The following is a 22736-nucleotide window of genomic DNA, read 5'->3' on the forward strand; positions in this document are numbered from 1 at the left end:
GCTTTCTGATTAGCCCGCTTCTGCGGTTGCCTGCCGCGCCATGATCTCGGCCCTGACCGCCGAGCGCCGCGCCTTGCCGGCGTCGTCGCGCAGCGGAGCGTCGACGAATTCGACGGTGTGCGGCACTTTGTAGCCCGCGACGTGTTCGCGCAGGAACTGCTGCACGCCCGCGGCGTCCAGGGTGGAGCCGTCGATCGTCTGCACCAGCGCGTAGGGCACCTGGCCCAGATCGCCGGCGTTCGGATCGGGCACGCCAACGACCAAGCAGGACAACACATCCGGGTGTGCCGACAGCGCGCTCTCGATCTCCGCGGGATAGACGTTCCGGCCGCCCACCGTGAACATGTCGACCCGCCGGTCCGACAGATACAGAAACCCGTCGGCGTCGAAATAGCCGAGATCTCCCAGCGAATCCCACCCGTCCCGGTTTTTCGCCGTGGCCCCGATGTAGCGATAGGTGGGCGCGCTGCCCGGACTGGGCCGCATGTAGATCTCGCCCACCACACCGGGCGGACAGGGATTGCCGTCGTCGTCGAGCACCTTCATCTCACCGGCGACGACCACGCCCACCGAGCCGCGGTGGGTCAGCCACTGGTCACCGGAGATGAAGGTCAGCGCCTGTAATTCGGTGCCGCCGTAGAGTTCCCAGACCTTCTCCGGACCCAGCAGGTCGATCCACGCCTGCTTGACGGCCGGCGGGCATGGCGCCGCCAGATGCCAGAAGCGCCGGATCGACGACAGGTCGTAGGCCGAAGGGTCGGCCTGGTAGACCGGCAGCGTCCGCTGCATGATCGTCGGCACCGTCGTCAGGAACGTGACGCGATGGTCGGTGATCAGCCGCAGGAACCCGTGCGGGTCGAACCGGCTCATCAGCACCAGGTGGTGGCGCATCAGCAACGCGATCGTCGCCGCGGTGAAACCGGTGTTGTGGGATAGCGGCACCGGCACCAACGTGGTGTCGCCCTCCTGGGCGCCCAGCGGATAGCCGATCGCGGCCGGTATCCGGCTGTCGCCGCCGGATTCGATGAGCTTGGGCCGCCCGGTGCTGCCGCCGGATCCCATCGCCTTCCATACCGGCGACACCGCTTCGGGCAGACCGGCGTCCGACAGCGCCGGCTTGGGGGCGAAATTAATTGGCACACTTGGTATGTCGGGGTGTTCCTGCCCGACCAGTAAGGCCGGTGGACGTAACTCCAGCAGCCCCTGCAGCTCGGCGGCCGGCAACCGTGCCGACAGTGGCTGGGGCACCGCGCCAAGCTTCCAGCACGCCACCGCGGCCTGAATCCACTCGATCGAGTTGGGCAGCACCATCGTCACGTAGTCGCCGACGCCGACGCCGCGCTCGGCATAGGCGCGGGCCAACCGGTTTGTCGACCGGTCGAGTTCGGCGCGGGTGATGGTCACGCCGTCGCAGGTGACCGCGGGCTCGTCGGGGGCGAGTTCGGCAAGCGCCGAAATCTGCGTACCGATGGGCGGGATCTGCTCACTCATAAGCGCCCTGCCGCTCGAAGATGCGCCGCGGGTTGTCCACCAGCATGGTGTGCAGTTGCTCGTCGGTGACCCCGCGCTCTTTGAGCGCCGGGATTACGTCGTTGTGGATGTGCAGGTAGTGCCAGTTCGGTGCCATCTGCGGCATCAGCTCTTCGGGCAGCGCGTCGAAGTAGCAGTTGGCGTCGTGCGAGAGCACCATCTTGTCGGCGTGCCCCCGCTCGCACATCCGCGCCACGATGCCCACCCGCTCCTCGAACGGTAAAAGCACGTCGAGGCCGAATCGGTCCATCCCCAGATACGAGCCCGCGGCGATGAGCTCCTCGAGGTAGCCGACGTCGGTGCTGTCGCCGGAATGGCCGATGACCACGCGGGTCAGGTCGACGCCCTCTTCCTCGAAGATGCGTTGCTGCTCGAGGCCGCGGCGCAGCCCGGCATGGGTGTGCGTGGAGATCGGCACGCCGGTGCGCTTGTGCGCCTGGGCGACGGCGCGCAGCACCCGCTCGACACCCGGGGTGATGCCCGGCTCGTCGGTGGCGCACTTGAGGATTCCGGCCTTGACGCCGGTGTCGGCGATGCCCTGCTCGATGTCGCGGACGAACATGTCGACCATGATCTCCGGGCCGCCCAGCATGCCGCCCGGGCCCTCGTAGTGGAACCGGAACGGCACCTCGTTATAGGTGTAAAGTCCGGTCGCCACAACGATATTCAGCTCGGTGGCCGCCGCGACGCGGGCAATCCGCGGGATGTAACGGCCCAGGCCGATCACGGTGAGGTCGACGATGGTGTCCACGCCGCGGGCCTTGAGCTCGTTGAGTCTGGTGATCGCATCGGCCACCCGTTTGTCTTCGTCGCCCCACGCATCGGGGTAGTTCTCGGCGATTTCCGTGGTCATGATGAACACGTGCTCGTGCATGAGCGTCACGCCGAGATCAGCGGTATCGATGGATCCGCGCGCGGTATTGAGTTCGGACACCTCGCTGATGCTAGGCCGGGCCGGTGGTCAATCAACAGAGGCAATTGCGGCGACAATCCGGGATTTCCGCCGGCAACCAGCGGATGAGGCCCAGCTGGCCGGTTAATGGCGTACCGTCGGCCGCGTCCGTTTCGCCAACCGTTTGACCGGAGCCCCGCCATGTTGCTCAATCCCAATCACCTGCAACGCCGCTACCCAGACCGTCGCTCGGGGGAGATCATGGCCGCCACCGTCGACTTCTTCGAGTCCCGGGGCAAAGCCCGGCTGAAGGCCGACGACCACGCCCGGGTCTGGTACTCCGACTTCCTGGACCACGTCGGCCGGGAGCGCATCTTCGCCTCCCTGCTCACCCCGTCCGAGTACGGCGCCTCGGACCCAGCCGCTGCCTGTCGCTGGGATACCTATCGAATCAGCGAGTTCGCCGAGATCGTCGGCTTCTACGGGTTGAACTACTGGTATCCATTCCAGGTCACGGCCCTGGGCCTGGGCCCGATCTGGATGAGCGACAACGAGGACGCCAAGCGTAAGGCCGCGGCCCAGCTGGAATCCGGTGAGGTGTTCGGCTTCGGATTGTCGGAGCAGACGCACGGCGCCGACGTCTACCAGACCGACATGATCCTGACGCCGTCCGAGCACGGCTGGACGGCCAACGGCGAGAAGTACTACATCGGCAACGCCAACGCCGCCCGGATGGTCTCCACCTTCGGCAAGATCGCCGATACCGACGAGTACGTGTTCTTCGTTGCCGACTCCCAGCACGACCGCTACGAGCTGATCAAGAACGTCGTCAACTCGCAGAACTACGTCGCCAACTACGCGCTGCGCGACTATCCGGTCACCGAGGCCGACATCCTGCACCGCGGCGCCGGCGCCTTCCACGCCGCGCTGAACACCGTCAACGTGTGCAAGTACAACCTCGGCTGGGGTGCGGTCGGCATGTGTACCCACGCCATGTACGAGGCCGTCACCCACGCGTCCAACCGCTACCTGTACGGCACGGTCGTCACCGACTTCACCCACGTGCGGCGGCTGCTCACCGACGCCTACGCGCGGCTGATCGCGATGAAGCTGGTCGCCACCCGCGCCTGCGACTACATGCGCAGCGCGTCGGCGACCGACCGCCGCTACCTGCTCTACAGCCCGCTCACCAAGGCCAAGATCACCGGCGAAGGCGAGCGCGTGATCACCGCCCTATGGGATGTCATCGCCGCCAAGGGCGTCGAGAAGGACACCATCTTCGAGGCCATGGCCCGCGAGATCGGTTTGCTGCCAAGGCTGGAAGGCACCGTTCACATCAACATCGGGTTGTTGGCCAAGTTCATGCCCAACTACTTGTTCGCGCCGAGTGGCGAGCTGCCGGTGATCGGCCGCCGCGACGACGCGGCCGACGACGCGTTCCTGTTCAACCAGGGTCCGACCGGGGGATTGGGCAAGGTGCGTTTCCACGATTGGCGCGCGCCGTTCGAAAGCTATGCGCATCTGCCCAACGTCGCCCTGCTGCGTGAGCAGATCGACGTGCTGGCGGACATGCTGGCCAGTGCCACCCCGGACGCGGTGCAGCAGAAGGATATTGACTTCGCCTTCGGGGTGGGTCAGCTGTTTGCCACGGTGCCCTACGCCCAGTTGATCCTGGAAGAGGCGGTGATTTCTGGGCCGTCCGGCTTAGACGAGGCGTTGATCGACGAGATCTTCGCCGTGCTGGTCCGCGACTTCAACAGCTACGCCATCGAGCTGGGCGACAAGCACGCCACGACCGACGCGCAGGCCCGCTTCGCGATGCGGATGATCCGTCGGCCGGTGTTCGACCAGGCGCGCTACGACCAGGTGTGGAAGGAACACATCCAGCCGATCAACGGTGCCTATCAGATGCGGCCCTAGACCGGCAGCGTCCGCCGAACGGGCGGCTGGCCGCACCCTCGAGCGCCACCGTGCGGCCGCCGCACACGCGAGGTGCGAACCCCCTTGACTGTGACGTAGCTCACCGTAACATGACCAATGGTCATTGAAGCGAGGTGAGTCATGCCGACAGTGACATGGGCACGCGTCGATCCCGCTCGGCGCACGGCGATCATCGACGCTGCCGAGGCCGAGTTCGGGACGCACGGGTTTTCCGGCGGCAGCCTGAACGTGATCGCGCGCCGGGCCGGGGTCGCCAAGGGAAGCCTGTTCCAGTATTTCGCGGACAAGCGCGACTTGTTCGCATTCATCGCCGACATCGGCAGCCAGCGAGTGCGCGGCTACATGGAAGACCTGATCCGTGAGCTCGACCCCAACCGGCCGTTCTTCGAATTTCTCACCGAGCTGCTCGACGGCTGGGTCGCCTACTTCGCCGAGCATCCGCGGGAACGATCGCTGCACGCCGCGGCGACCCTGGAGGTCGACACCGACGCCCGCATCAGCGTGCGCAGCGTCATCCACCGGCACTACCTGGAGGTGCTGCGGCCACTGGTGCACGGCGCTCAGACCCGCGGCGATCTGCGCGCCGACGCCGACACCGACGCGCTGCTGTCGCTGCTGTTGCTGATCTTTCCGCACCTGGCGCTGGCGCCGTACATGCGCGGCCTGGACCCCATTCTCGGCCTCGACGAGCCCAGCCCCGAGCAGCCGGCACTGGCCGTGCGCAGGTTGGTCGCGGTGCTGATCGCCGCGTTCGCCACACCGAATGCCTCCAATAACCCAGCCCCAATGCGATCTGAGGAGGTCACATGAATCACCGCACCCGAATTGCCTCCATGGCCGAGGGCGGTCTCAACTGGGATAGCTTGCCGCTCAAGCTGTTTGCGGGCGGCAATGCGAAATTCTGGAATCCGGCCGACATCGACTTCTCCCGGGATCGAGAGGACTGGGAACACCTGACCGACGACGAGCGCAGTTACGCGACCCGGTTGTGCGCCGAGTTCATCGCCGGCGAGGAATCCGTGACCCAGGACATCCAGCCGTTCATGGCCGCGATGCGGGCCGAGGGGCGGCTTGGCGACGAGATGTACCTGACGCAGTTCGCCTTCGAGGAAGCCAAGCACGTCCAGGTGTTCCGGATGTGGCTCGACGCCGTCGGCATCACCGAGGACCTGCATTACTACCTCGACGACGTCCCGACCTACCGCACGATTTTCTACGAGGAGCTGCCGGACTGTCTGAGCGCGTTGTCGGTCGACCCGTCGCCGGCCGCCCAGGTCCGGGCGTCGGTCACCTACAACCACATGGTCGAGGGCATGCTGGCGCTGACCGGTTACTTCGGCTGGCACAAGATCTGCGTGGACCGCGGCATCCTGCCCGGCATGCAGGAGCTGGTCCGGCGCATCGGCGACGACGAGCGACGTCACATGGCCTGGGGCACCTTCACGTGCCGGCGCCACGTCGCCGCCGACGACGCCAACTGGGACGTCTTCGAAACGCGGATGAACGAGCTGATGCCGCTCGGGCTGCGCCTGATCGAAGAGGGTTTCGCCCTGTACGACCCGATGCCCTTCGGCCTGTCGGTGGACGAATTCATGCAGTACGCCTCAGACAAAGGCATGCGACGGTTCGGCACCATCTCGAGCGCCCGCGGGCGTCCGCTCGGCGAGATCGACCTCGACTACTCGCCGCTGCAGCTCGAGGACACCTTCGCCGAGGAGGACGAGCTGGCCCTGGCGTCCGTTTGATGGCGGCGGCCCGCCGCGGCGTCTAGCCGACCCAGACGGTCTTGGCGTTGCAGAATTCGCGGATGCCCAGGCCGGCCAACTCGCGGCCGTAGCCGGAGCGCTTGATGCCACCGAATCCCAGCTGCGGGTAGGACACCGTCATCCCGTTGATGAAGACCTGGCCGGCCTCGATGTCGTCGATGAAGCGCTGCTGCTCGGCCTCGTCATTGGTCCAGGCGTTGGAGCCCAGCCCGAACGTGGTGGCGTTGGCGATCTCGATGGCCTCGTCGATGTTCTCGGCGCGGTACATCGAGGCAACCGGACCGAAGACCTCTTCGGTGTAGAGCGCCATGTCCTTGGTGATGTCGGTGACCACCGTCGGCGGGTAGAACCATCCCGGCTGGTCGGGAGTCTCGCCGCCGAGGCGGACCTTGGCGCCGGCCGCGACGGCGTCGTCGACCTGCTTGGCGATCTCGTCGCGGCCCGACTCGGTGGCCAGCGGGCCCACGTCGGTGTCCGGGTCGGTCGGGTCGCCGACCTTCAGCGCCTGCATGCGCTCGACGAACTTGTCGACGAACGCGTCGTAGATGTCGGTGTGGACGATGAAGCGCTTGGCGGCGATACAGGACTGGCCATTGTTCTGCACCCGCCCGGTGACGGCGGTCTTGACCGCCTCGTCGAGGTCCACCGACGGCATCACGATGAACGGGTCGCTGCCGCCGAGCTCGAGCACGGTGGGCTTGATCTCGTCGCCGCAGATGGCGGCGACCGATTGACCGGCCGGCTCACTGCCGGTGAGGGTGGCCGCCGCGACCCGGGGGTCACGCAGGATGCGCTCGACGGCGCTGGACGACACCAGCAGCGTCTGGAAGCAGTCGGCCGGGAATCCGCCGCGGGCGATGACGTCGGAGAGATACAGCGCCGACTGCGGCACGTTCGACGCGTGCTTGAGCAGGCCGACGTTGCCGGCCATCAACGCCGGTGCGGCGAACCGCACGGCCTGCCAGAGCGGGAAGTTCCACGGCATCACCGCCAGCACCACCCCGAGCGGCTGGTAACGGATGTATGCCTTCGTCGCGCCGACCTTGCCGGCCTCGGCCGGCTCGTCGGCCAGCAGCCGCTCGGCATTCTCGGCGTAGTAGCGAAAACCCTTGGCGCACTTGATCGCTTCGGCCTTGGCCGATTTCAGGGTCTTGCCCATCTCGAGGGTCATCATCGCCCCGACCTCGTCGGCCTCGGCCTCCAGCAGGTCAGCGGTCGCGTTGGCCCATTCGGCGCGCTGGGCGAAGGTGGTGTTGCGGCGGTAGTCGAGGAACCGGGCGTGCGCGCGCGCGATCGCCGCATCGACGTCGTCGTCTGTCGCGGGGGTGAAGGTCTTTACTGTCTCGCCGGTGGCCGGGTTGATAGTGGCGATGGCCACGGTGGGCCTCCTTCATCTGCGTAATTGGTGCTTGCGTAAACGTCCAACATCTAGCCTGCCACTATCGTTCCAGAGGGAGGTGGCGGATGAGCACTGCGGCTCAATTGATCGTCAAGTGCCTGGAGAACGAGGGGGTTGCCGTCGTCTTCGGGATACCGGGTGAGGAGAACATTCGGTTTACTCAGGCGCTGGCGCACTCCGATATCCGCTATGTGCTCACCCGGCACGAACAGGCGGCGGCCTTCATGGCCGAGATGTACGGCCGCGTCACCGGACGTGCCGGCGTGGTGTCCGCCACGCTGGGCCCGGGTGCGATCAACATGCAACTCGGTGTCGCCGACGCCACCACCAACAGCACCCCGGTGGTCGCGATCTCGGCACAGGTCGGTCAGGACCGCGAATACAAGGAATCTCACCAGTACGTCGACCTGGTGTCGATGTTCGCGCCGATCACCCGGTGGTCGGCCAGCGTACCCACTCCGCACGCCATCCCGGAGATGGTCCGCAAGGCGTTCAAAACCGCCGAGACCGAACGACCCGCGGCGGTCTATCTCGCCGTGCCGGAACAGATCGACGAAGACGAGACCGACTACGACCTGGGGCCATTGCCGCGCAACGTGGTCCGCGCCGACGCGCCGGCGCCCGGGCAGGTGGCGCGGGCGGTCGACATCCTGCGCCACGCGCAGCGGCCGGTGATGTTGGCCGGGCACGGGGCCGCCCGCAGCGACGCGACCGCGGCCCTGGTCCGCTTCTCCGAGCAACTCGGGATCCGGGTGGCCAACACCTTCCACGGCAAGGGTGTGATGCCCGACGACCACCCCAACAGCATCGGGACCATCGGGTTCATGCGGCACGACTACGTCAACTTCGGGTTCGACCACGCCGACGTCGTCATCGCGGTCGGCTACGAGTTGCAGGAATTCGACCCGGTCCGGATCAATCCGCAGGCCGACAAGAAGATCATCCACATCCATCGCTTCCCGGCCGAGGTCGACGCGCACTACTCGGTTGACGTCGGCATCATCGGCGACATCAGCGGCTCGCTGAATGAGCTCGCCGACGCACTCTCCGGCCACCGCTTCGACGATGCCGACGTACCCGGGTCCGGGTTGTTGGCCGAGGAATTCGCTCGAGGACAACAAGATTCGAGATTTCCGTTAGCCCCACAGCGGGTGGTTGCCGACACCAGGGAGGCGCTGGGCCGCTCCGACGTGGTGCTGGTCGACACCGGGGCCACCAAGATGTGGATGGCGCGGCTGTATCCGACCTTCGAACGCAACACGTGCCTGATCTCAAACGGGTTGTCCACGATGGGGTTTGCCTTGCCAGGTGCGCTAGGGGTGAAGCTGGCGCTACCGGACGTCAAAGTGCTGGCGGTGGTGGGCGACGGCGCATTCCTGATGAACTCCCAGGAAATCGAAACCGCCGTGCGGGAGAAGATACCGCTGGTGGTATTGATCTGGGAGGACGGCGGGTACGGCCTCATCGAATGGAAGATGGATCTCGAACTCGGTGCCAATTACTACGTGAGGTTCGGCAACCCCGACATCGTGAAGTACGCCGAAAGCTTTGGCGCAAAAGGGTATCAGATCAACAGTGCCGACGAGCTGTTGCCGACGCTGCGCGCCGCACTCGACGACGACGGGGTTTCGCTGATCTGCTGCCCGGTCGACTACTCGGAAAACCTGCGGTTGACCGACCGGCTCGGCGAGCTGGACGAAACCCTGTAACGTCCATGCTGTTTCGCCAGCTGGAGTACTTCGTAGCGCTTGCCCGGGAGCGTCATTTCGCTCACGCCGCGGAAACCTGTCATGTATCGCAGCCGGCGCTGTCGGAAGCCATTCGCAAGCTCGAACACGAGCTGAAGGTCCCGCTGGTCCGCCGCGGCCAGAAGTTCGAAGGCCTCACGCCCGAAGGCGAGCGGCTCGTGCATTGGGCGCGGCGCATCCTGGCCGATCGCGACGCTCTCACCCTTGAAGTCGCGGCATTGCAGACCGGCCTCGTCGGCGAGCTGCGGTTGGGTGTGGTTCCGAATGCCGCCACCACCGTCGCGCTGCTGACTGATCTGTTTTGTGCCGCGCACCCGTTGGTGCGGGTACAGCTGGAGACCAATCTGCGCTCGGCGGGGATCATCGAACGAATTCGCCGGTTTGAATTGGACGCGGGGATTCTGTATCCGGACCGCCACGACACCGACGAACTGCTGGTCACCCCGCTGTACCAGGAGCAGCAGGTGCTCATCGTGGGTGGTGAACTGCTCGCCGGGAAGTCCGATTCCATCAGCTGGTCGGATGCGCTGGCATTGCCGTTGTGCCTACTCGCCGTCGGGATGCGTGGGCGCCGCGTCATCGACGACGCACTGGAGACCGTGGGTCTTGCGGTGTCCCCGCAACTCGAAACCGACTCCGTTGCAACGCTATTCGCGCATGTGGGCACCGGCCGCTGGGCGAGCATCGTGCCGCACACCTGGATTCGCGCACTTGGCGTGCCGGCCGGGGCTTCCGTGCTGCGGCTGCACGATCCGTCGGTCACCGCCGCGATGGCGCTCGTCACCAACGCGGCGGAACCCGGCTCGGTGGTGACCCGCGCGCTCGTGCAGACCGCGCGGGACGCGAGCACCGATGGCGTGTTCGGCCGATCTCACCAGGCCTGATCGGCGCGGCCTATCGGCCGGTCGGAAACGCGTCTTGGACACGTCGATGCCGCCGGCGAAAGCTGGGATGCAGTTACCCAGGAAGAGGAGAAACCGATGGCCAAATGTGTGATGGTGCTCTACCCGGACCCCGTCAATGGATACCCGCCGAAATACGCCCGGGACAGCATCCCGACGATCCGGAGCTACCCCGACGGCAGCACCGTGCCGACCCCGGCAAACATCGACTTCACCCCGGGTGAGCTACTCGGCTGCGTCTCGGGTGCGCTCGGGTTGCGCAAGTTCTTCGAAGACGGCGGCCACGAGTTGGTGGTGACGTCGGACAAGGACGGGCCGGATTCGGAGTTCGAGCGCGAGCTGGTCGATGCCGATATCGTGATTTCCCAGCCGTTTTGGCCGGCCTACCTGACCAAGGAGCGCATCGCGAAGGCGCCCAAACTCAAGCTGGCGCTGACCGCGGGCATCGGCTCCGACCACGTGGACCTCGAGGCGGCGAAGGAGCACGGCATCACCGTCGCCGAGGAGACCTACAGCAACAGCATCAGTGTCGCCGAGCACACGGTCATGCAGATCCTGACGCTGGTGCGTAACTTCGTCCCGTCGCACCGGTGGGCCAGCGAAGGCGGATGGAACATCGCCGATTGCGTGGAGCGTGCCTACGACTTGGAAGGCATGGACGTCGGGCTGATTGCCGCCGGCCGGATCGGGCGTGCGGTGTTGCGCCGGCTGGCACCGTTCGACGTCAACCTGCACTACACCGACACACGACGGCTGTCGCCGGAAGTCGAGAAGGAACTCAACGTCACGTTCCACCCCGACGTCGAGTCTTTGGTCCGCTCGGTCGATATCGTGTCCATCCACTCGCCGCTCTACGAAGCCACCCGTCGGATGTTCAACGAGCGGTTGCTGGGCACGATGCGGCGCGGCTCCTATATCGTCAACACCGCCCGCGGCGAGGAGACCGTGCCCGAGGCGATCGCGGCCGCATTGCGCAGCGGTCAGCTCGCGGGTTACGCCGGCGACGTCTGGTTCCCGCAACCGCCACCGGCCGACCACCCGTGGCGGACCATGCCGAATAACGCGATGACGCCCCATGTTTCGGGAACCACGTTGTCGGCCCAAGCCCGGTATGCCGCCGGCACCAGGGAAATCCTGGAAAGCTGGTTCGCCGGCAAGCCCATCCGCCCGGAGTACCTGATCGTGGAGGGCGGCAAGCTCGCCGGAACGGGAGCCCTGTCCTACCAGAAGTAGCAGGCTGCAAATGTTATGAACAGAGGATGCGGCGGGCGGCTGTCCGAGGGCGGAAACCGGAATATACGCCTTTCGGCTGATGTTCGGGCAGGCGCGCCGCCCGCATCGTGGGGAGCATGAGCGTCAATGGCGAGTCCATCCTCGCGCCCCCGTCAGGGTGCAGCGATCTTGGGGTGAATGCGTTGGTCCCGACCGGTACGGTGACGCTGCTTTTGGGAGACGTCGAGGCATCGACCCGACTGTGGGAATCCGATGCGAACGAGATGACGGGCGCGGTCGCCGCGCTCGATCGTGCCGTGCGGGACGCGATCGGCTCGCATCGCGGCTTTCGCCCGATCGAACAAGGTGAGGGCGACGGCTTTGTGGCGGCCTTCGAGCGCGCCAGCGATGCAGTCGCGTGCGCGCTAGCGTTGCAGCGGGCGCCGCTGGCCCCAATACGGTTACGCATCGGCGTACACGGGTGAAGTGCAGCTTCGCGATGAAGCCAACTATGTCGGCACCACGATCAACCGGGCGGCGCGGGTACGTGATTTGGCGCATGGGGGCCAGACCGTGTTGTCAGGCACCGCAGCAGATCTCGTCATCGACCTCCTTCCCGACGACGCATGGCTGACCGACCTTGGCCGACACCAGTTGTGCGGTCTGGCGCGCTCCGAGCGGATTGTGCAACTGTGCCATCCGGATCTTCGCAACCGGTTCCCGCCGCTGCGTACGGCGACTGGCGGAGTATCCCATAACGTTCCCGTGCAGCTCACGAGTTTCATCGGCCGGACCACGGAACTGACCGAGGTACACCGGCTACTGACCACCAACCGGCTCGTCACCTTAACGGGCGCCGGCGGTATCGGTAAAACCCGTTTGGCCCAGGAACTTTTACGGCAACTGGGTAGTGAATTCGGCGACGGGGCATGGTATGTGGACCTGGCGCCGATCGGCGCAGCCGACATCGTGGCAGCCACCGTTGCTCGGGCCCTGGGCATTCCCGATCTGCCCGGCCGAGCCCACGCCCCGGTCTGTCGCCGCCCTTCAGCGGACGGCAGCCGAAATGGCCGCCGCGGCAATCGCGTCGATCGGGCGCAGTGGGGACCTGGTGGCGGCCTGCTCGGCGTTGGCCGCCCGGTTGACCTGTCGTCTACTTGGCGTTCCGGACGGCGACGTTTCGCGATTCGCGCGATGGGCAGATGTCCTGAGCCCTGTCTTCTACGTGATGACAACCGAACAAGTCGGGGACGCGACCGCTGCCATCACGGAGCTACAAAGCTATGTCGACGAACTGACGTGGCGACGACGGCGGAGTCCGGGATCAGATCTGATCACCGACCTGCTGGCCGCCGAGGCCGACGGCGACCGGCTATCTCACCAGGAGACGGTCGTCATGATCGCCAATCTGCTTGTGGCAGGACATGATACGACTGGAAGTCAAATTCCGTGCAGCATTTTGGTCGCCCTTGCGCACCGCGAGGAACTCGGCGAGGTCGACCGTGACCCGGCCAGCCTGGCCAGGATGGCCGCGGAGACGATGAGGCTCGAGCCCAGCATTCCCATTATTCCGCGCACCGCGAACGTGTCGATCGAGTTGCACGACACGACGATCCCTGCCGGCTCAATGGTGTTGCTCTGCATTGCCGCGGCCTGCCGCGATGAGTCGGCGTGGGCAGATCCCGACCGCTTCGACCCCGACCGCTTCATCCGGCAAGAAACACCCAGATTGCTGAACTTCGGTGCCGGCACGCATTATTGCGTGGGCACCCCACTCGCCAAGCTCGCTGTCGAAGAGTGCCTACGAGCTGTACTCGCGAGGGTTCCACCGTTTCGACTGGCCGAGGATCCCCGCGACATCCCCTGGCGGCGAGTCCTTGGCCGCAGCCCGACACGGCTGATCGTAAGTTCCGACTTGTAGGCCAGCGCAACGACCTAACGCGAGGGATTTAGAGAGATGGATGTCAGCGGATACCTTGGCCTTTTCGGCGAGCCCGGGGCGGCGCTGTCCGATACGCGATGGGTTGCACACGCGAACAAACACCTGACACCGAACCTTTCGGCATTGAACGCGAAATACCTCGATGGCAATCGCGAGCAGCGATGGCTGCGCATGTCGTATGAACCGGGTCCCGGTGCTTTCAACTTCGCCCAGCTCAGCGGTGGATCCATGGCCGAGATGCTGGACCAGGCGGCCACCCACTGCGGCTCGCTGGTGACGGGTTGCCCCTGCCCGACGCTGAGCATGACCGTGACGATCCTGCGGGCCGGAACGGCGAAAAGCTATGTGGCGACCGGGCGAGTTCTCAAGCTGACGAAGACGAACGCCGTCCTGGGCGCCGACCTCGACGACGACACGGGCCGCCGAATCGCCACGGTCACGGTGGTGTCCCAGCTGATTACCGATCTCAGCAGGCTGATCTGACAGCACCGCATCAGCCGGCGGGTGGTGACGTCGATCTCGCCGAGCGGGTGACCAGGCCGTCACCAGGCTCCTTGACCGGGAATGAACGGCACGACCGCCGCGACCGTGGAAGTGAACGTGGCTTTGTGGGTCGTGGGTACTGGGATGGGCGTGTTTTTCGCCGCCTCCGGAGCCATGAAGTTGGTCATCCCCAAAAAACATCTGGCACTGTGGGGTTCGAGTTGGGTCGACGACTTCAGCCCGGGCACAGTGATATTCGTGGGATTAACAGAGATTGCGGGCGGTCTGGCGATGTTCTTACCGGCGGTGCTCGAGATTTCGTCCCGATTAGCGGTAATGGTTGGGACAGCGGGCTTGATTCTTGTGATGTTAGGTGCAGCAGTGGTGCACGCGCGTCGGCGTGAACCGGGAATGATCATATTGAACTTGGCACTGCTGACGTTTGCGGCGGTGGCGATGTGGGACCGATGAGGCCGCGGATTAGGTGACTTGGTCGCGTGACCTCACGATATGTCTTCACCCTGGATGTATCGGCTGACGAATTCCAGCCCAGCATCGGCGACTTCGTATTTGTAATGGGTTGGTTCACCGCGTTGGATCGCCATCGACGATGGTTCGACTCGTTTCAAAAGCCCATCATTGACGGCGTGGAGCAGCGGGATCTCAAATCCCGCCTCGACGATGAATGATCTGCGGTCCGTCTCGGCGATCTGATCGAAAACCCGGCGCTCGAAATCAGAGTAGCGGCTGTTCAAGATCCCGAGATTGCGCTTGTACATGCGGATCGACTGCCGATCGATTTGTTTCTTTTGGCAGTCCGGGCATAGCGCGATGAGGTTTTCGAACGAGTCGTCATGGCTTTGTGACTCGGGCACGATGTGAGCTATCTCGGTCGTTGGGTTCCGGCAGGTGGGGACGGCGCATCTATGGGCCGCCTCGACTAGCACCCGTCTCTTTACCTCTGAGCCCGGATGTCTTTTTACCTGTGAGCCGCGATGATCGATCGTCGGAAACGTGAGCGGGGATTTGACGGCTAGCGCACCGCTGTCGGCCCGGCGAGGTGCCGGCCGGGGCGGGATTGAAGGTGTACCACTGGCGCGACGCGTAGACAATCCGACGGTCCAGGCGACGAGGCCCACTGCTGTCACCAACACCACGTAGTGCAGCGCCGAGTGCCACCAGGGTCGGGGCGGATCCTCGTCAGCGGCCCTGACGGAATCGTGCTCGGGCGCGGAGGACTCGGCGGAACGACTTGTAGGATCTGCATCGGCGTCGCGGTCGTCAGCGGGCTCCGGCAGAGCGGGTCCCGCCTGAATACGATATTGCGCAACCAAAGACGGGCATTGCTGGCAGCCCTTGGGGACCGCTACAGCGGCGGGAAACGGCGCCGCCTGTGCCACAGCGGGTGTGGCTGCTACCACAGCGAACGGCGCGAGTGCTATCGCGGCTGCCGCCGCAATCCGTAGTGCTTTCATCTCGCTAATGCCGTTGCGGCCATGGCCTTCTCGTCCTCATCGGCGAAGGCATCCTCGAGCTGCACCGGCGAGTAATCGACGTCGATCTCGCCGAGCGGACGCCCGCGGGCGCTGGAAATGGTGCCGAACCGTCGCATGCCCCTGTCGGAGGCGTACTGCCGTGACTCTTCCATGTCCAGGTCGAACGGGACGGGGTCGCTGAACATCGAATAACTCTGTTCGGTGGCTTGCAGGACCAGCGGGATGAGTTCGTTCATCCGGGTTTCGAAGACGGTCCAATTGGCGTCGTCGGCCGCGACATGGCGCCGGCACGTGAAGGTGCCCCACGCCATGTGGCGTCGTTCATCGTCGCCGATGCGCCGGATCAACTCCTGCATGCCGGGAAGAATGTTGCGGCCGGCACAGATTTTGTGCCAGGCGCGGTAGCCGGTCAGCGCCATCATGCCCTCGACCACATGGTTGTAGGTCACGGATGCCCGGATCTGGGCGACCGGAGAGGGATCGCACGACAATGCGTTGAGGCAATCCGGAAGTTCTTGGTAGAAGATCCTCCGGTAGGCCGACAGGGGGTCGAGGTAACTCTGCAGATCTCCGGTCTCCCCCACGGCGTCGAGCCACATGCGGAACACCTGGGTGTGCTTGGCCTCCTCGAAAGCGAACTGCGTCAGATACATCTCGTCACCGAGCCGGCCTTCGGCCCGCATGGCCGCCAGGAACGGCTGAATGTCCTCGGTCACCGCTTCCTCGCCGGCAACGAACTGAGCGCACAACTGCAGGGCCAGGTCGCGTTCGCCGTCGGTCAGCCGTTCCCAGTCCGCGCGGTCGCGGGACAAGTCGATATCGGCGGGATCCCAGAACTTGGCATTGCCCCCGGCGAAGAGCCGCAGTGGCAAGCTATCCCAGTTGAGCCCACCGGCAACCAGCGAACCTGAATGTGTACGTGTCATCGACCGACCTCTCGATTAGCGGGACGCGCCCGCATCTGAGTCGATGGTGCGGTGGGCCCGGCGATACGGCCACAAACGTGGACAGAACACGCAGGAGTCGATACGTCAAACGCACCCACCGCGGCGCAACGCCCAGTCGTCCTAACCTGAGAGACGTGGACGTCACTGGATACCTGGGCCTGTTCGGAGAAGCCGGAGCAGCCTTGTCCGATGCGGAATGGGTCGCCCACGCGAACCAGTACCTGGCCCCCAACCTCGCGACGCTGAACGCGAGGTACCTCGACGGTTGTCGCGAAGAGCGCTGGCTGCGCATGTCGTACGAACCGGGTCCTGGCGCTTTCAATTTCACCCAGCTCAGCGGCGGGTCCATGGCCGAGATGCTGGATCAGACGGCCACGCATTGCGGCTCGTTGGTGACGGGTTGTCCGTGCCCGACGCTGAGTATGACGGTGACGATCCTGCGCGCCGGGACGGCGAACTCCTATGTGGTGACGGGCCGAGTGCTGAAGCTGACGAAGGCGAACGCCGTTCTGGGCGCGGACCTCGACGACGACACGGGGCGGCGTATCGCCACGGTCACGGTGGTTTCCCAGCTCATTACGGACATCAGCAGGCTTACCTGAGGTCGCTGTTCAGCCGGCGGGTGGTGACGTTGCCTCCGGTTCCGTCATCGGCGAGACATACTGACCCACCAGTGTGCGATGCCACCACGCCCGATCGTGCCGCAACTCCGCCGGTGTGGTGAAGCGGTACTGGTAGAGCTGTGCCCGCACATACCGCGGTGGCGAGTCCGGGAAAGGGTTGTGCCGCAACAGCCGCAGCGCGGCCCGATCGCCAGTCAGCAGCCGTCGCAAGAACGGCGTCAGCCACGGCTGGGCGTAGCCCGGTGAGATCGCGGCGAACCACATCAGCCAGTCCAGCCGCAGATGATAAGGGGCCCATTGGCGTGGCAACCGGCGCAGCGCGCCAGGCTTGCCCTTGAATTCGTATTCCTTCCAGACCGTTTGCGGGGTGATCCTCGGGTCGTCGGTGCCTTCGATGACCACTTCCCGGCGGGTACGCCCGATGCTGCCGAACGCGCCGTAGGTATTCACCAAGTGAAATGGGTTGAACGACATGTTCATTCGCTGGCGCGACGACATCATGTTGCGCACCGGCCAGTAAGTCAGGAACAGCACCCCGCCCGCGACCGCCACCACCAGGCCGGCGAACCACAGCGGCGACGGGGACGGGGCGGGGTGTCCGGGAATCGGCAGCAGCAGCGCCGCCGCGGAGTCGTCGATGGCACTGAACGCCAGAACGATCGTCACCCAGTTGAGCCAGGCGAAATTGCCGGAGGCCACCAGCCAGAGCTGGGTGACCACGATGGTCGCCGCGGCCGCACTGGCCACCGGTTGCGGTGCGAATAGCCCGAACGGCACCACGAGCTGCGCGAAGTGGTTGCCCGCCACCTCAATTCGATGCAGCGGCTTGGGTAGATGATGGAAGAACCAGCTCAGCGGCCCCGGCATCGGTTGGGTTTCGTGGTGGTAGTACAGGCAGGTCAGGTCGCGCCAGCACGGGTCGCCGCGCATCTTGATCAGGCCGGCGCCGAACTCGACCCGGAACAGCAGCAGTCGCGCCATCCATAACGTCAGCACCGGGGGTGTGACGCGATCGTTGCCGAGGAAGATCATCAGGAATCCGGTTTCCAGCAGCAGGGATTCCCAGCCGAACGAGTACCACGCTTGTCCGACATTGACGATCGAAAGGTAAAGCGCCCACAACGTCAGCCACATCGCCATCGCGGCCCATAGCGGCACCAGGTCGGCGGCGCCGGCGACGACGGCTGCCGACAGCGCCGCACCGAACCCCGCGACGCCGGCGAACAGCCGATCGGAATAGCCCAGATGAAAGATGCTCGGCGATCTCCACACCGACTGCTGCGCCAAATACCGCGGCACCGGCAGGATTCCGTGCTCGCCGATCAGGGCGCGGAACTGCAGCGCGGCCGCGATGAACGCGATCAGGTAGATGGCCGCCACGCCGTGCTCGAGCACGAATCTGCCCAACCAGTAGTCGGCTGCAGAAAACCATTCCATGGCCATAGCTCCTCGGATGGTGACTGTCACACCACTGCGCGTATCCAGTCAACCAGCCGATAAGCGGCCGGCCCAAGTTATCCCGCGCGGCCTCGTCGCAAGAGATCGGGCGTCATCACCGAGACGGTGACCGCGGCAAGCGAAATCAACGCCAGCACTTGAACATTCGCGGAATGGCCGGCGTACCCGTCGACTGACCGCCAGGGGTGGCGGGACAGCGCCGCCCCGGCCAGGATCAGTCCGCCCGCACTCGCAGCGACGGTGACCCGGTCGAGGAGCCGCTGTCTATGGCGCAGCGCGTACCGCAGGCCTAGGGCGCCGCCGATCACGACGAGCCCCGCCACACCGGCGATCACCGCCCCGGCCGCGAGCATCGGCACCGCCGCCCAGGGCCCGGGCGACCACGGTGGTGCGGCCGGGTCATCCGACCGCCCAAGCCGACGCCACCACGCCAGCATGGCCAACAGCGGCAGCAACGCCAGGCCCGCAGCCAGGCCGACCCGGTACAGCGAATTGGACGCGAACGTCAGCGTGATCGTGCCGGGATTGCCGGCGGGCACCACCCAGCCCTGCTGCCACCCGTTAACGGTCACTGGCGTCAGTCGGGCCCCGGTACCGGTGCGCGCCACCCAGCCCGGATTGATGCTTTCGGGAATGACCAGCACCCGCTCGCTGGGCGATGCCGGTGCCCGGACCTCGCGACGGTCGGGACTCCAGGCTCCTGTCACGGCAGGCACCGGCGAAAGACCAGCGGCGCTGGGCAATTCGGCGGTGTTCGTGGTCGACAGCTGCGCCCCGTCCACGATGAACTGGGCGCCGGGGCTGACCAACAATTCCTGTTGACCCACCGGCAGCGCGATCGGATTGGGATCACAGGCGCCGACCGGAACCGGCTCGCCGTCCAGCAGCGCACCGGCCGTGGTCCGGATCGAGGTGTGCACGAAGCGGCCCGCGACCGCGATGACCGGGCCGTGGTCGCAGTCGACGACGATCTCGCGCGACCGGTTGCGGGCCGCGTCGGCGGGGGCGATCGGGTTGCCGTCGGTGCCGAGCACCGCGACCTCGGCCAGCCCCGGCGGCTTGAGCTGGTCGAAACCCAGTGCGTTGCGGTCGATGACGTCTTGCCAGTCCAGCAGGCTGACGGTGACGGTGTCGGTTACCCGGGGTTTCAGCGACAAGGTCTGCGGCTGGGCGGCACCACTGTCTGTCGGCTTGAATTCCCGGATCTGTGGACCGTCGCCGAGATTGACCGCCACCACCGTCGGCCGGGCGGGCAATGTCGAGCGGCTGGGCAGCAGCCGCAAACCGGCGACTTCGCTGGGCCGGGGCAGGACCAGCGTCAGCGTCGGCGCGCTCCGGTGCTGCACGACCCGCTGCGGCGCCGTCCAGGAGGTGGCCGGATCGCCGTCGGTGGCCGCGTAGGCGGAGCCGAGGACGTCCACCGTGTCGGAATCACCTTGGGCCCGAGTGGTATTCGGCTGGGCGATCAGATCGGCCAGGTTGGGTCCCTGGCGGGGCCGTACCCACAGCCGCGGCGTCACCGACACCGGAGTGGGAACGGTCAGGGTGCGGCTGAAATTGACCGGCTCCTCGGGGGCCAGCGCCATCGACGGCGCACAGCGCACGCTGTTGGCCGCCGCGGCGCAACCCGGCCGGCCGAGCAGCTCGGAGCCCAGGTCCCAGCCCGCGATCGCCGAACCCCGCGGCGGCCCCGGTACCCGCACGGTGTGCCGCAAGTCGACCGGGTGGGCGAAACCGGAGGCGTCGTACTGGGTGATCGAGAGGTCGGTGATGCCGAACTGCACACCGCTGGACCCGTCGTCGGTGCCGGCGGCGGTGATCCGCACCCACGGTGTTTCGCCGTAGGGCAGCGCCGCGGTCAGCGCCTTGCCGGGCTGGTCGAACCGCAGCGTGGTGCTGCCGGTGGCGGTATCGATCGCGATGCGACGGACCTGGGCGCCGACGGCGGTCGCGCTGGGGGTCAGGGTGATCGCCGCGTTGGTGACCGGGTGGTCGAAGTTGACCTGCAACCACTGCCCGACCGCGGCTTGCAGGGCGTTGGTCACCCACGCCGTTGCCGGGTCGCCGTCGATCGCGGATGCGGGGGAGGTCGCCGGAGCGACATCGGGCATGGCGGTGGAATCCGACGACGAACTCGACACGGTGATCCGGCCGCCGTTCCAGCCGCCGAATACCAAATCGGCGCCCGGGACCGGATAGTCGGGTACCCGGTTGAAGGTATGCCTGGTGTCGCCGTCGGCCCGGATCGCCGACGAATGCTCGTCGACCCGGCCGTAGTCGGTCTCGCGCGCTGCCGGGGTGTCCGTCACGGTCACGACGGGCGCCGGCAGGCCGGCACCTCGCGCGTCGGCGGTCAGCAGCACCGGACCCAGCGGCGGCTGGCCGAGTAGTCGTCGCCGTTCGTCGAGGCGCAGCAGCACCTCGGGGCCGCCGTCGACGCGGGCCAGCTGGTCGAGGTCGGCGAAGTAAGGCGCACCGGGGTTGCCGGAGGCGACCACTCGGTAAATCTCCAAGGCCGGGTAGCGCGGGCGCAACCCGCTGTCGGCGACGAACCCGGGCAACGTGCCGGGCCCCACCGGCTGGCCGAATTGCGCCGCCTTCTCCAGCCGCGGTGACCCTTCGATAGTGCGGTGTACCAGAATCGGGCGCGCCGAACGCGACGAGTCCGAATCCAAGTCGTTGCGCACCACGACGTACGAAATACCCTGGCGGGCAAGGGTATCGGCGAGCCCGGCGGACGGTAGGCCGGCGGCGAACAGGCGCTGCACCGAATCCAGTGCCCGGATGGTCTGCGGCGGGGTCAATGGGATGGAGTCGCGCACGCCCCAGGGGCTGCTGCCGAGCACTTGCAGCGGTTCGTCGTGGCTAGTGCCCCATGTCTGGGTCGCGAACGGCGCTCCCGGCACCACCAGCACCCGTCCGGGGGTGGGCGTCCCGGAGTTGTGTGCGCTGAGCCAGTCCGCCGCGTCGTGCCAGTAGCGCGGGATCGCACCGAACGTGCCTGGCGGGGTGAGCCGGGCGGACCACGCCAGCGAGGTGCTGACCGTCAGCGCGGTCAGCACCACCACCGTCGCGGCGACCCGTTTGTCGCGCTCGGGATGGGCGAAAGCATGCAACCACTGCGCTCTCGGCACGCTGCCCGGTAGCGGTACCCGGCCCAGCACTTGCGCGACGCCCAGCACAATCGGGATCCGGATGACGGATTCCAGCTTGTGCACGTTGCGCAGCGGAGCGCCGGCGGCGTCCAAGAACAGCTGTACCTGGTGGGCCAGGGGCGAGCCCAGCCCACCGCTGTAGCCGGCGGCCATCAACACCACCCCGGCCAGCAGCATCGTCACCAGCCGTCCGCGGGCCGGCATTGCGGGGCTGGCCAGTCCGGCCAGTCCGGCCGCCGCGACCAGGCAGGTCGCCAGGATGGCCGCCGATCCGGTCACCAGCGGCGCACCGGCGGTCGCGGTCGGGGCCACGAACGGAGTCCAGCTGTCGGTACCGCGCAGCATCTCGACCAGCGAGGACCACTGCGTCGTCACGCCCGAGGATTCGATGAAGTCCAGGAAAGGGGGACTGACCTTGCGCAGCAGCATCAGCGCCACGACCCACCACAGCATCGCCAGCGCCAGACTCAGCAGCCACCACGCGGTGTAGCGCCGCCACAACCGGTTGGGCCGGTGACATGCCCACCAGATCACGGCCGGCAGGCAACCCGCCAGCGTGGCGATGGCGTTGACCGCGCCCATCAGCGCGACCGCCAGCCCGGCCTGGCCGGCCAGCGCGCGCACCGACCTGTCGGACGCGCCCCACGGTGTCTTTCTCCCCAGAGCCAGGATCGTCGGCAGCAACACCCACGGCGCCAGCATGATCGGCAGGGTTTCCGACGAGATCGATCCGAGCGTGGTGAGCACCCGCGGTGACAGCGCGAACGCGGCCGCGGCGATCACCCGCGACGTCGGGCTGCCGATCCCCAGCGCCTCGGCGACCCGCAACAATCCCCAGAAGCCGACCGTCAGCAGCAACGCCCACCAGAGCCGCTGGGTCACCCAACCCGGCAGGCCGAGCAGGTGGCCGATCACGAAGAAGGTGCCGTGCGGAAACAGGTAGCCGTAGGCCTGATTCTGCGTCTGGCCGAACGGCAGCTCGCTGTTCCACAGATTGGTCGCGCGGGCCAGGAAGCGCAGCGGGTTGGCGGTCAGGTCGAGCTTGGTGTCGGGGGACACCTGCCCCGGAGATTGCGCGAACGTCAGCGCAAGGGAGATCGCACCCACCAGGAGCAGCCAGCGCCGGGACAGCGGCGCAGCCGGCAAGCCCGTGGCCGATTCCGCAGGCGTCGCCGACGGGGTCGTTGCCGCCGCTGAGGCCGATGGCGGCGACCCGCTGCGCGCGGCGTCACCGCGCTTGCG

The 22736-nt window shown here is 66.3% G+C and carries 17 protein-coding genes and 1 pseudogene; 11 read left to right on the plus strand and 7 right to left on the minus strand.

The features are described from left to right. Window positions 1-9 precede the first annotated feature (9 nt). Both OK015_RS03985 and OK015_RS03990 read right to left on the minus strand, forming a co-directional pair. Window positions 10-1491, minus strand: a complete 1482-nt coding sequence (locus OK015_RS03985; RefSeq protein ID WP_268129422.1) for an AMP-binding protein — start codon at window positions 1489-1491, stop codon at window positions 10-12. Continuing rightward, window positions 1484-2464: a phosphotriesterase-related protein gene (locus tag OK015_RS03990; RefSeq protein WP_268129423.1), complete on the minus strand. Its 981-nt coding sequence runs from the start codon at window positions 2462-2464 to the stop codon at window positions 1484-1486. The genes OK015_RS03985 and OK015_RS03990 overlap by 8 nt, the downstream gene beginning before the upstream one ends. Window positions 2465-2623: 159 nt before the next feature. Between OK015_RS03990 and OK015_RS03995 the strand changes: the two genes are divergently transcribed. The 3 genes from OK015_RS03995 to OK015_RS04005 all read left to right on the plus strand — a co-directional run bounded on the left by OK015_RS03995 (window position 2624) and on the right by OK015_RS04005 (window position 6108). Then, complete coding sequence (locus tag OK015_RS03995) at window positions 2624-4342, plus strand: acyl-CoA dehydrogenase family protein (protein WP_268129424.1); 1719 nt, start codon at window positions 2624-2626, stop codon at window positions 4340-4342. A 141-nt stretch (window positions 4343-4483) separates the two neighbouring features. Further along, window positions 4484-5173 carry a TetR/AcrR family transcriptional regulator gene (locus OK015_RS04000; protein ID WP_268129425.1) on the plus strand — a complete coding sequence of 230 codons (690 nt, stop codon included), beginning with the start codon at window positions 4484-4486 and terminating at the stop codon, window positions 5171-5173. Beyond that, window positions 5170-6108 carry a R2-like ligand-binding oxidase gene (locus tag OK015_RS04005; RefSeq protein WP_268129426.1) on the plus strand — a complete coding sequence of 313 codons (939 nt, stop codon included), beginning with the start codon at window positions 5170-5172 and terminating at the stop codon, window positions 6106-6108. The genes OK015_RS04000 and OK015_RS04005 overlap by 4 nt, the downstream gene beginning before the upstream one ends. A gap of 22 nt (window positions 6109-6130) precedes the next feature. Here the strand turns inward: OK015_RS04005 and OK015_RS04010 are convergent, their stop codons facing one another. Next, window positions 6131-7507, minus strand: a complete 1377-nt coding sequence (locus OK015_RS04010) for an NADP-dependent succinic semialdehyde dehydrogenase (protein ID WP_268129427.1) — start codon at window positions 7505-7507, stop codon at window positions 6131-6133. Window positions 7508-7593: 86 nt separating this feature from the next. On the opposite strand from OK015_RS04010, the gene OK015_RS04015 reads away from it, so the two are divergent. The 7 genes and pseudogenes from OK015_RS04015 (at window position 7594) to OK015_RS04045 (ending at window position 14286) form a co-directional block, all read left to right on the plus strand. Next, window positions 7594-9237 (plus strand): acetolactate synthase large subunit, encoded by a 1644-nt coding sequence (locus OK015_RS04015; protein WP_268129429.1) that lies wholly within the window; start codon window positions 7594-7596, stop codon window positions 9235-9237. A gap of 5 nt (window positions 9238-9242) precedes the next feature. Next, window positions 9243-10160 carry a LysR family transcriptional regulator gene (locus tag OK015_RS04020; RefSeq protein ID WP_268129430.1) on the plus strand — a complete coding sequence of 306 codons (918 nt, stop codon included), beginning with the start codon at window positions 9243-9245 and terminating at the stop codon, window positions 10158-10160. A 96-nt stretch (window positions 10161-10256) separates the two neighbouring features. After that, window positions 10257-11411: an NAD-dependent formate dehydrogenase gene (locus OK015_RS04025; protein WP_268129431.1), complete on the plus strand. Its 1155-nt coding sequence runs from the start codon at window positions 10257-10259 to the stop codon at window positions 11409-11411. Window positions 11412-11527: 116 nt separating this feature from the next. After that, window positions 11528-12413 (plus strand): annotated as a pseudogene (locus tag OK015_RS04030) (LuxR family transcriptional regulator); the annotation flags it as partial. A gap of 43 nt (window positions 12414-12456) precedes the next feature. Continuing rightward, complete coding sequence (locus tag OK015_RS04035; protein ID WP_268129433.1) at window positions 12457-13311, plus strand: cytochrome P450; 855 nt, start codon at window positions 12457-12459, stop codon at window positions 13309-13311. A 36-nt stretch (window positions 13312-13347) separates the two neighbouring features. Next, window positions 13348-13815: a PaaI family thioesterase gene (locus OK015_RS04040; protein ID WP_268129435.1), complete on the plus strand. Its 468-nt coding sequence runs from the start codon at window positions 13348-13350 to the stop codon at window positions 13813-13815. Window positions 13816-13896: 81 nt separating this feature from the next. Beyond that, a complete protein-coding gene (locus tag OK015_RS04045) occupies window positions 13897-14286 on the plus strand; it encodes a DoxX family protein (protein WP_268129437.1) in 390 nt (129 codons plus the stop codon). 32 nt (window positions 14287-14318) lie between these two features. Here the strand turns inward: OK015_RS04045 and OK015_RS04050 are convergent, their stop codons facing one another. Together OK015_RS04050 and OK015_RS04055 are read right to left on the minus strand one after the other, a co-directional pair. Further along, the gene (locus tag OK015_RS04050) at window positions 14319-14690 is read right to left on the minus strand and encodes a hypothetical protein (RefSeq protein WP_268129439.1); all 372 of its coding nucleotides are present in this window, start codon (window positions 14688-14690) and stop codon (window positions 14319-14321) included. Window positions 14691-15286: 596 nt separating this feature from the next. Continuing rightward, on the minus strand, window positions 15287-16237 hold the full coding sequence (locus OK015_RS04055) for a R2-like ligand-binding oxidase (RefSeq protein WP_268129440.1): 951 nt from the start codon (window positions 16235-16237) through the stop codon (window positions 15287-15289). 155 nt (window positions 16238-16392) lie between these two features. Between OK015_RS04055 and OK015_RS04060 the strand changes: the two genes are divergently transcribed. Next, window positions 16393-16860 (plus strand): hypothetical protein, encoded by a 468-nt coding sequence (locus OK015_RS04060; RefSeq protein WP_268129442.1) that lies wholly within the window; start codon window positions 16393-16395, stop codon window positions 16858-16860. A 9-nt stretch (window positions 16861-16869) separates the two neighbouring features. Here the strand turns inward: OK015_RS04060 and OK015_RS04065 are convergent, their stop codons facing one another. Beyond that, a complete protein-coding gene (locus tag OK015_RS04065) occupies window positions 16870-18318 on the minus strand; it encodes a lipase maturation factor family protein (protein ID WP_268129444.1) in 1449 nt (482 codons plus the stop codon). 77 nt (window positions 18319-18395) lie between these two features. Then, window positions 18396-22640 (minus strand): alpha-(1->3)-arabinofuranosyltransferase domain-containing protein, encoded by a 4245-nt coding sequence (locus tag OK015_RS04070; RefSeq protein WP_268129445.1) that lies wholly within the window; start codon window positions 22638-22640, stop codon window positions 18396-18398. Window positions 22641-22736: the final 96 nt, after the last annotated feature.

The sequence above is a fragment of the Mycobacterium sp. Aquia_216 genome (assembly GCF_026723865.1).
In the GTDB taxonomy this organism is placed as follows: Bacteria; Actinomycetota; Actinomycetes; order Mycobacteriales; family Mycobacteriaceae; genus Mycobacterium.

What these genes read in the sequence shown, in the direction of transcription:
- OK015_RS03985 (WP_268129422.1), bottom strand. Translation starts at nt 1,491, where the DNA reads ATGAGTGAGCAGATCCCGCCCATCGGTACGCAGATTTCGGCGCTTGCC.
- OK015_RS03995 (WP_268129424.1), top strand. Translation starts at nt 2,624, where the DNA reads ATGTTGCTCAATCCCAATCACCTGCAACGCCGCTACCCAGACCGTCGC.
- OK015_RS04000 (WP_268129425.1), top strand. Translation starts at nt 4,484, where the DNA reads ATGCCGACAGTGACATGGGCACGCGTCGATCCCGCTCGGCGCACGGCG.
- OK015_RS04005 (WP_268129426.1), top strand. Translation starts at nt 5,170, where the DNA reads ATGAATCACCGCACCCGAATTGCCTCCATGGCCGAGGGCGGTCTCAAC.
- OK015_RS04015 (WP_268129429.1), top strand. Translation starts at nt 7,594, where the DNA reads ATGAGCACTGCGGCTCAATTGATCGTCAAGTGCCTGGAGAACGAGGGG.
- OK015_RS04020 (WP_268129430.1), top strand. Translation starts at nt 9,243, where the DNA reads ATGCTGTTTCGCCAGCTGGAGTACTTCGTAGCGCTTGCCCGGGAGCGT.
- OK015_RS04025 (WP_268129431.1), top strand. Translation starts at nt 10,257, where the DNA reads ATGGCCAAATGTGTGATGGTGCTCTACCCGGACCCCGTCAATGGATAC.
- OK015_RS04035 (WP_268129433.1), top strand. Translation starts at nt 12,457, where the DNA reads ATGGCCGCCGCGGCAATCGCGTCGATCGGGCGCAGTGGGGACCTGGTG.
- OK015_RS04040 (WP_268129435.1), top strand. Translation starts at nt 13,348, where the DNA reads ATGGATGTCAGCGGATACCTTGGCCTTTTCGGCGAGCCCGGGGCGGCG.
- OK015_RS04045 (WP_268129437.1), top strand. Translation starts at nt 13,897, where the DNA reads ATGAACGGCACGACCGCCGCGACCGTGGAAGTGAACGTGGCTTTGTGG.
- OK015_RS04055 (WP_268129440.1), bottom strand. Translation starts at nt 16,237, where the DNA reads ATGACACGTACACATTCAGGTTCGCTGGTTGCCGGTGGGCTCAACTGG.
- OK015_RS04065 (WP_268129444.1), bottom strand. Translation starts at nt 18,318, where the DNA reads ATGGAATGGTTTTCTGCAGCCGACTACTGGTTGGGCAGATTCGTGCTC.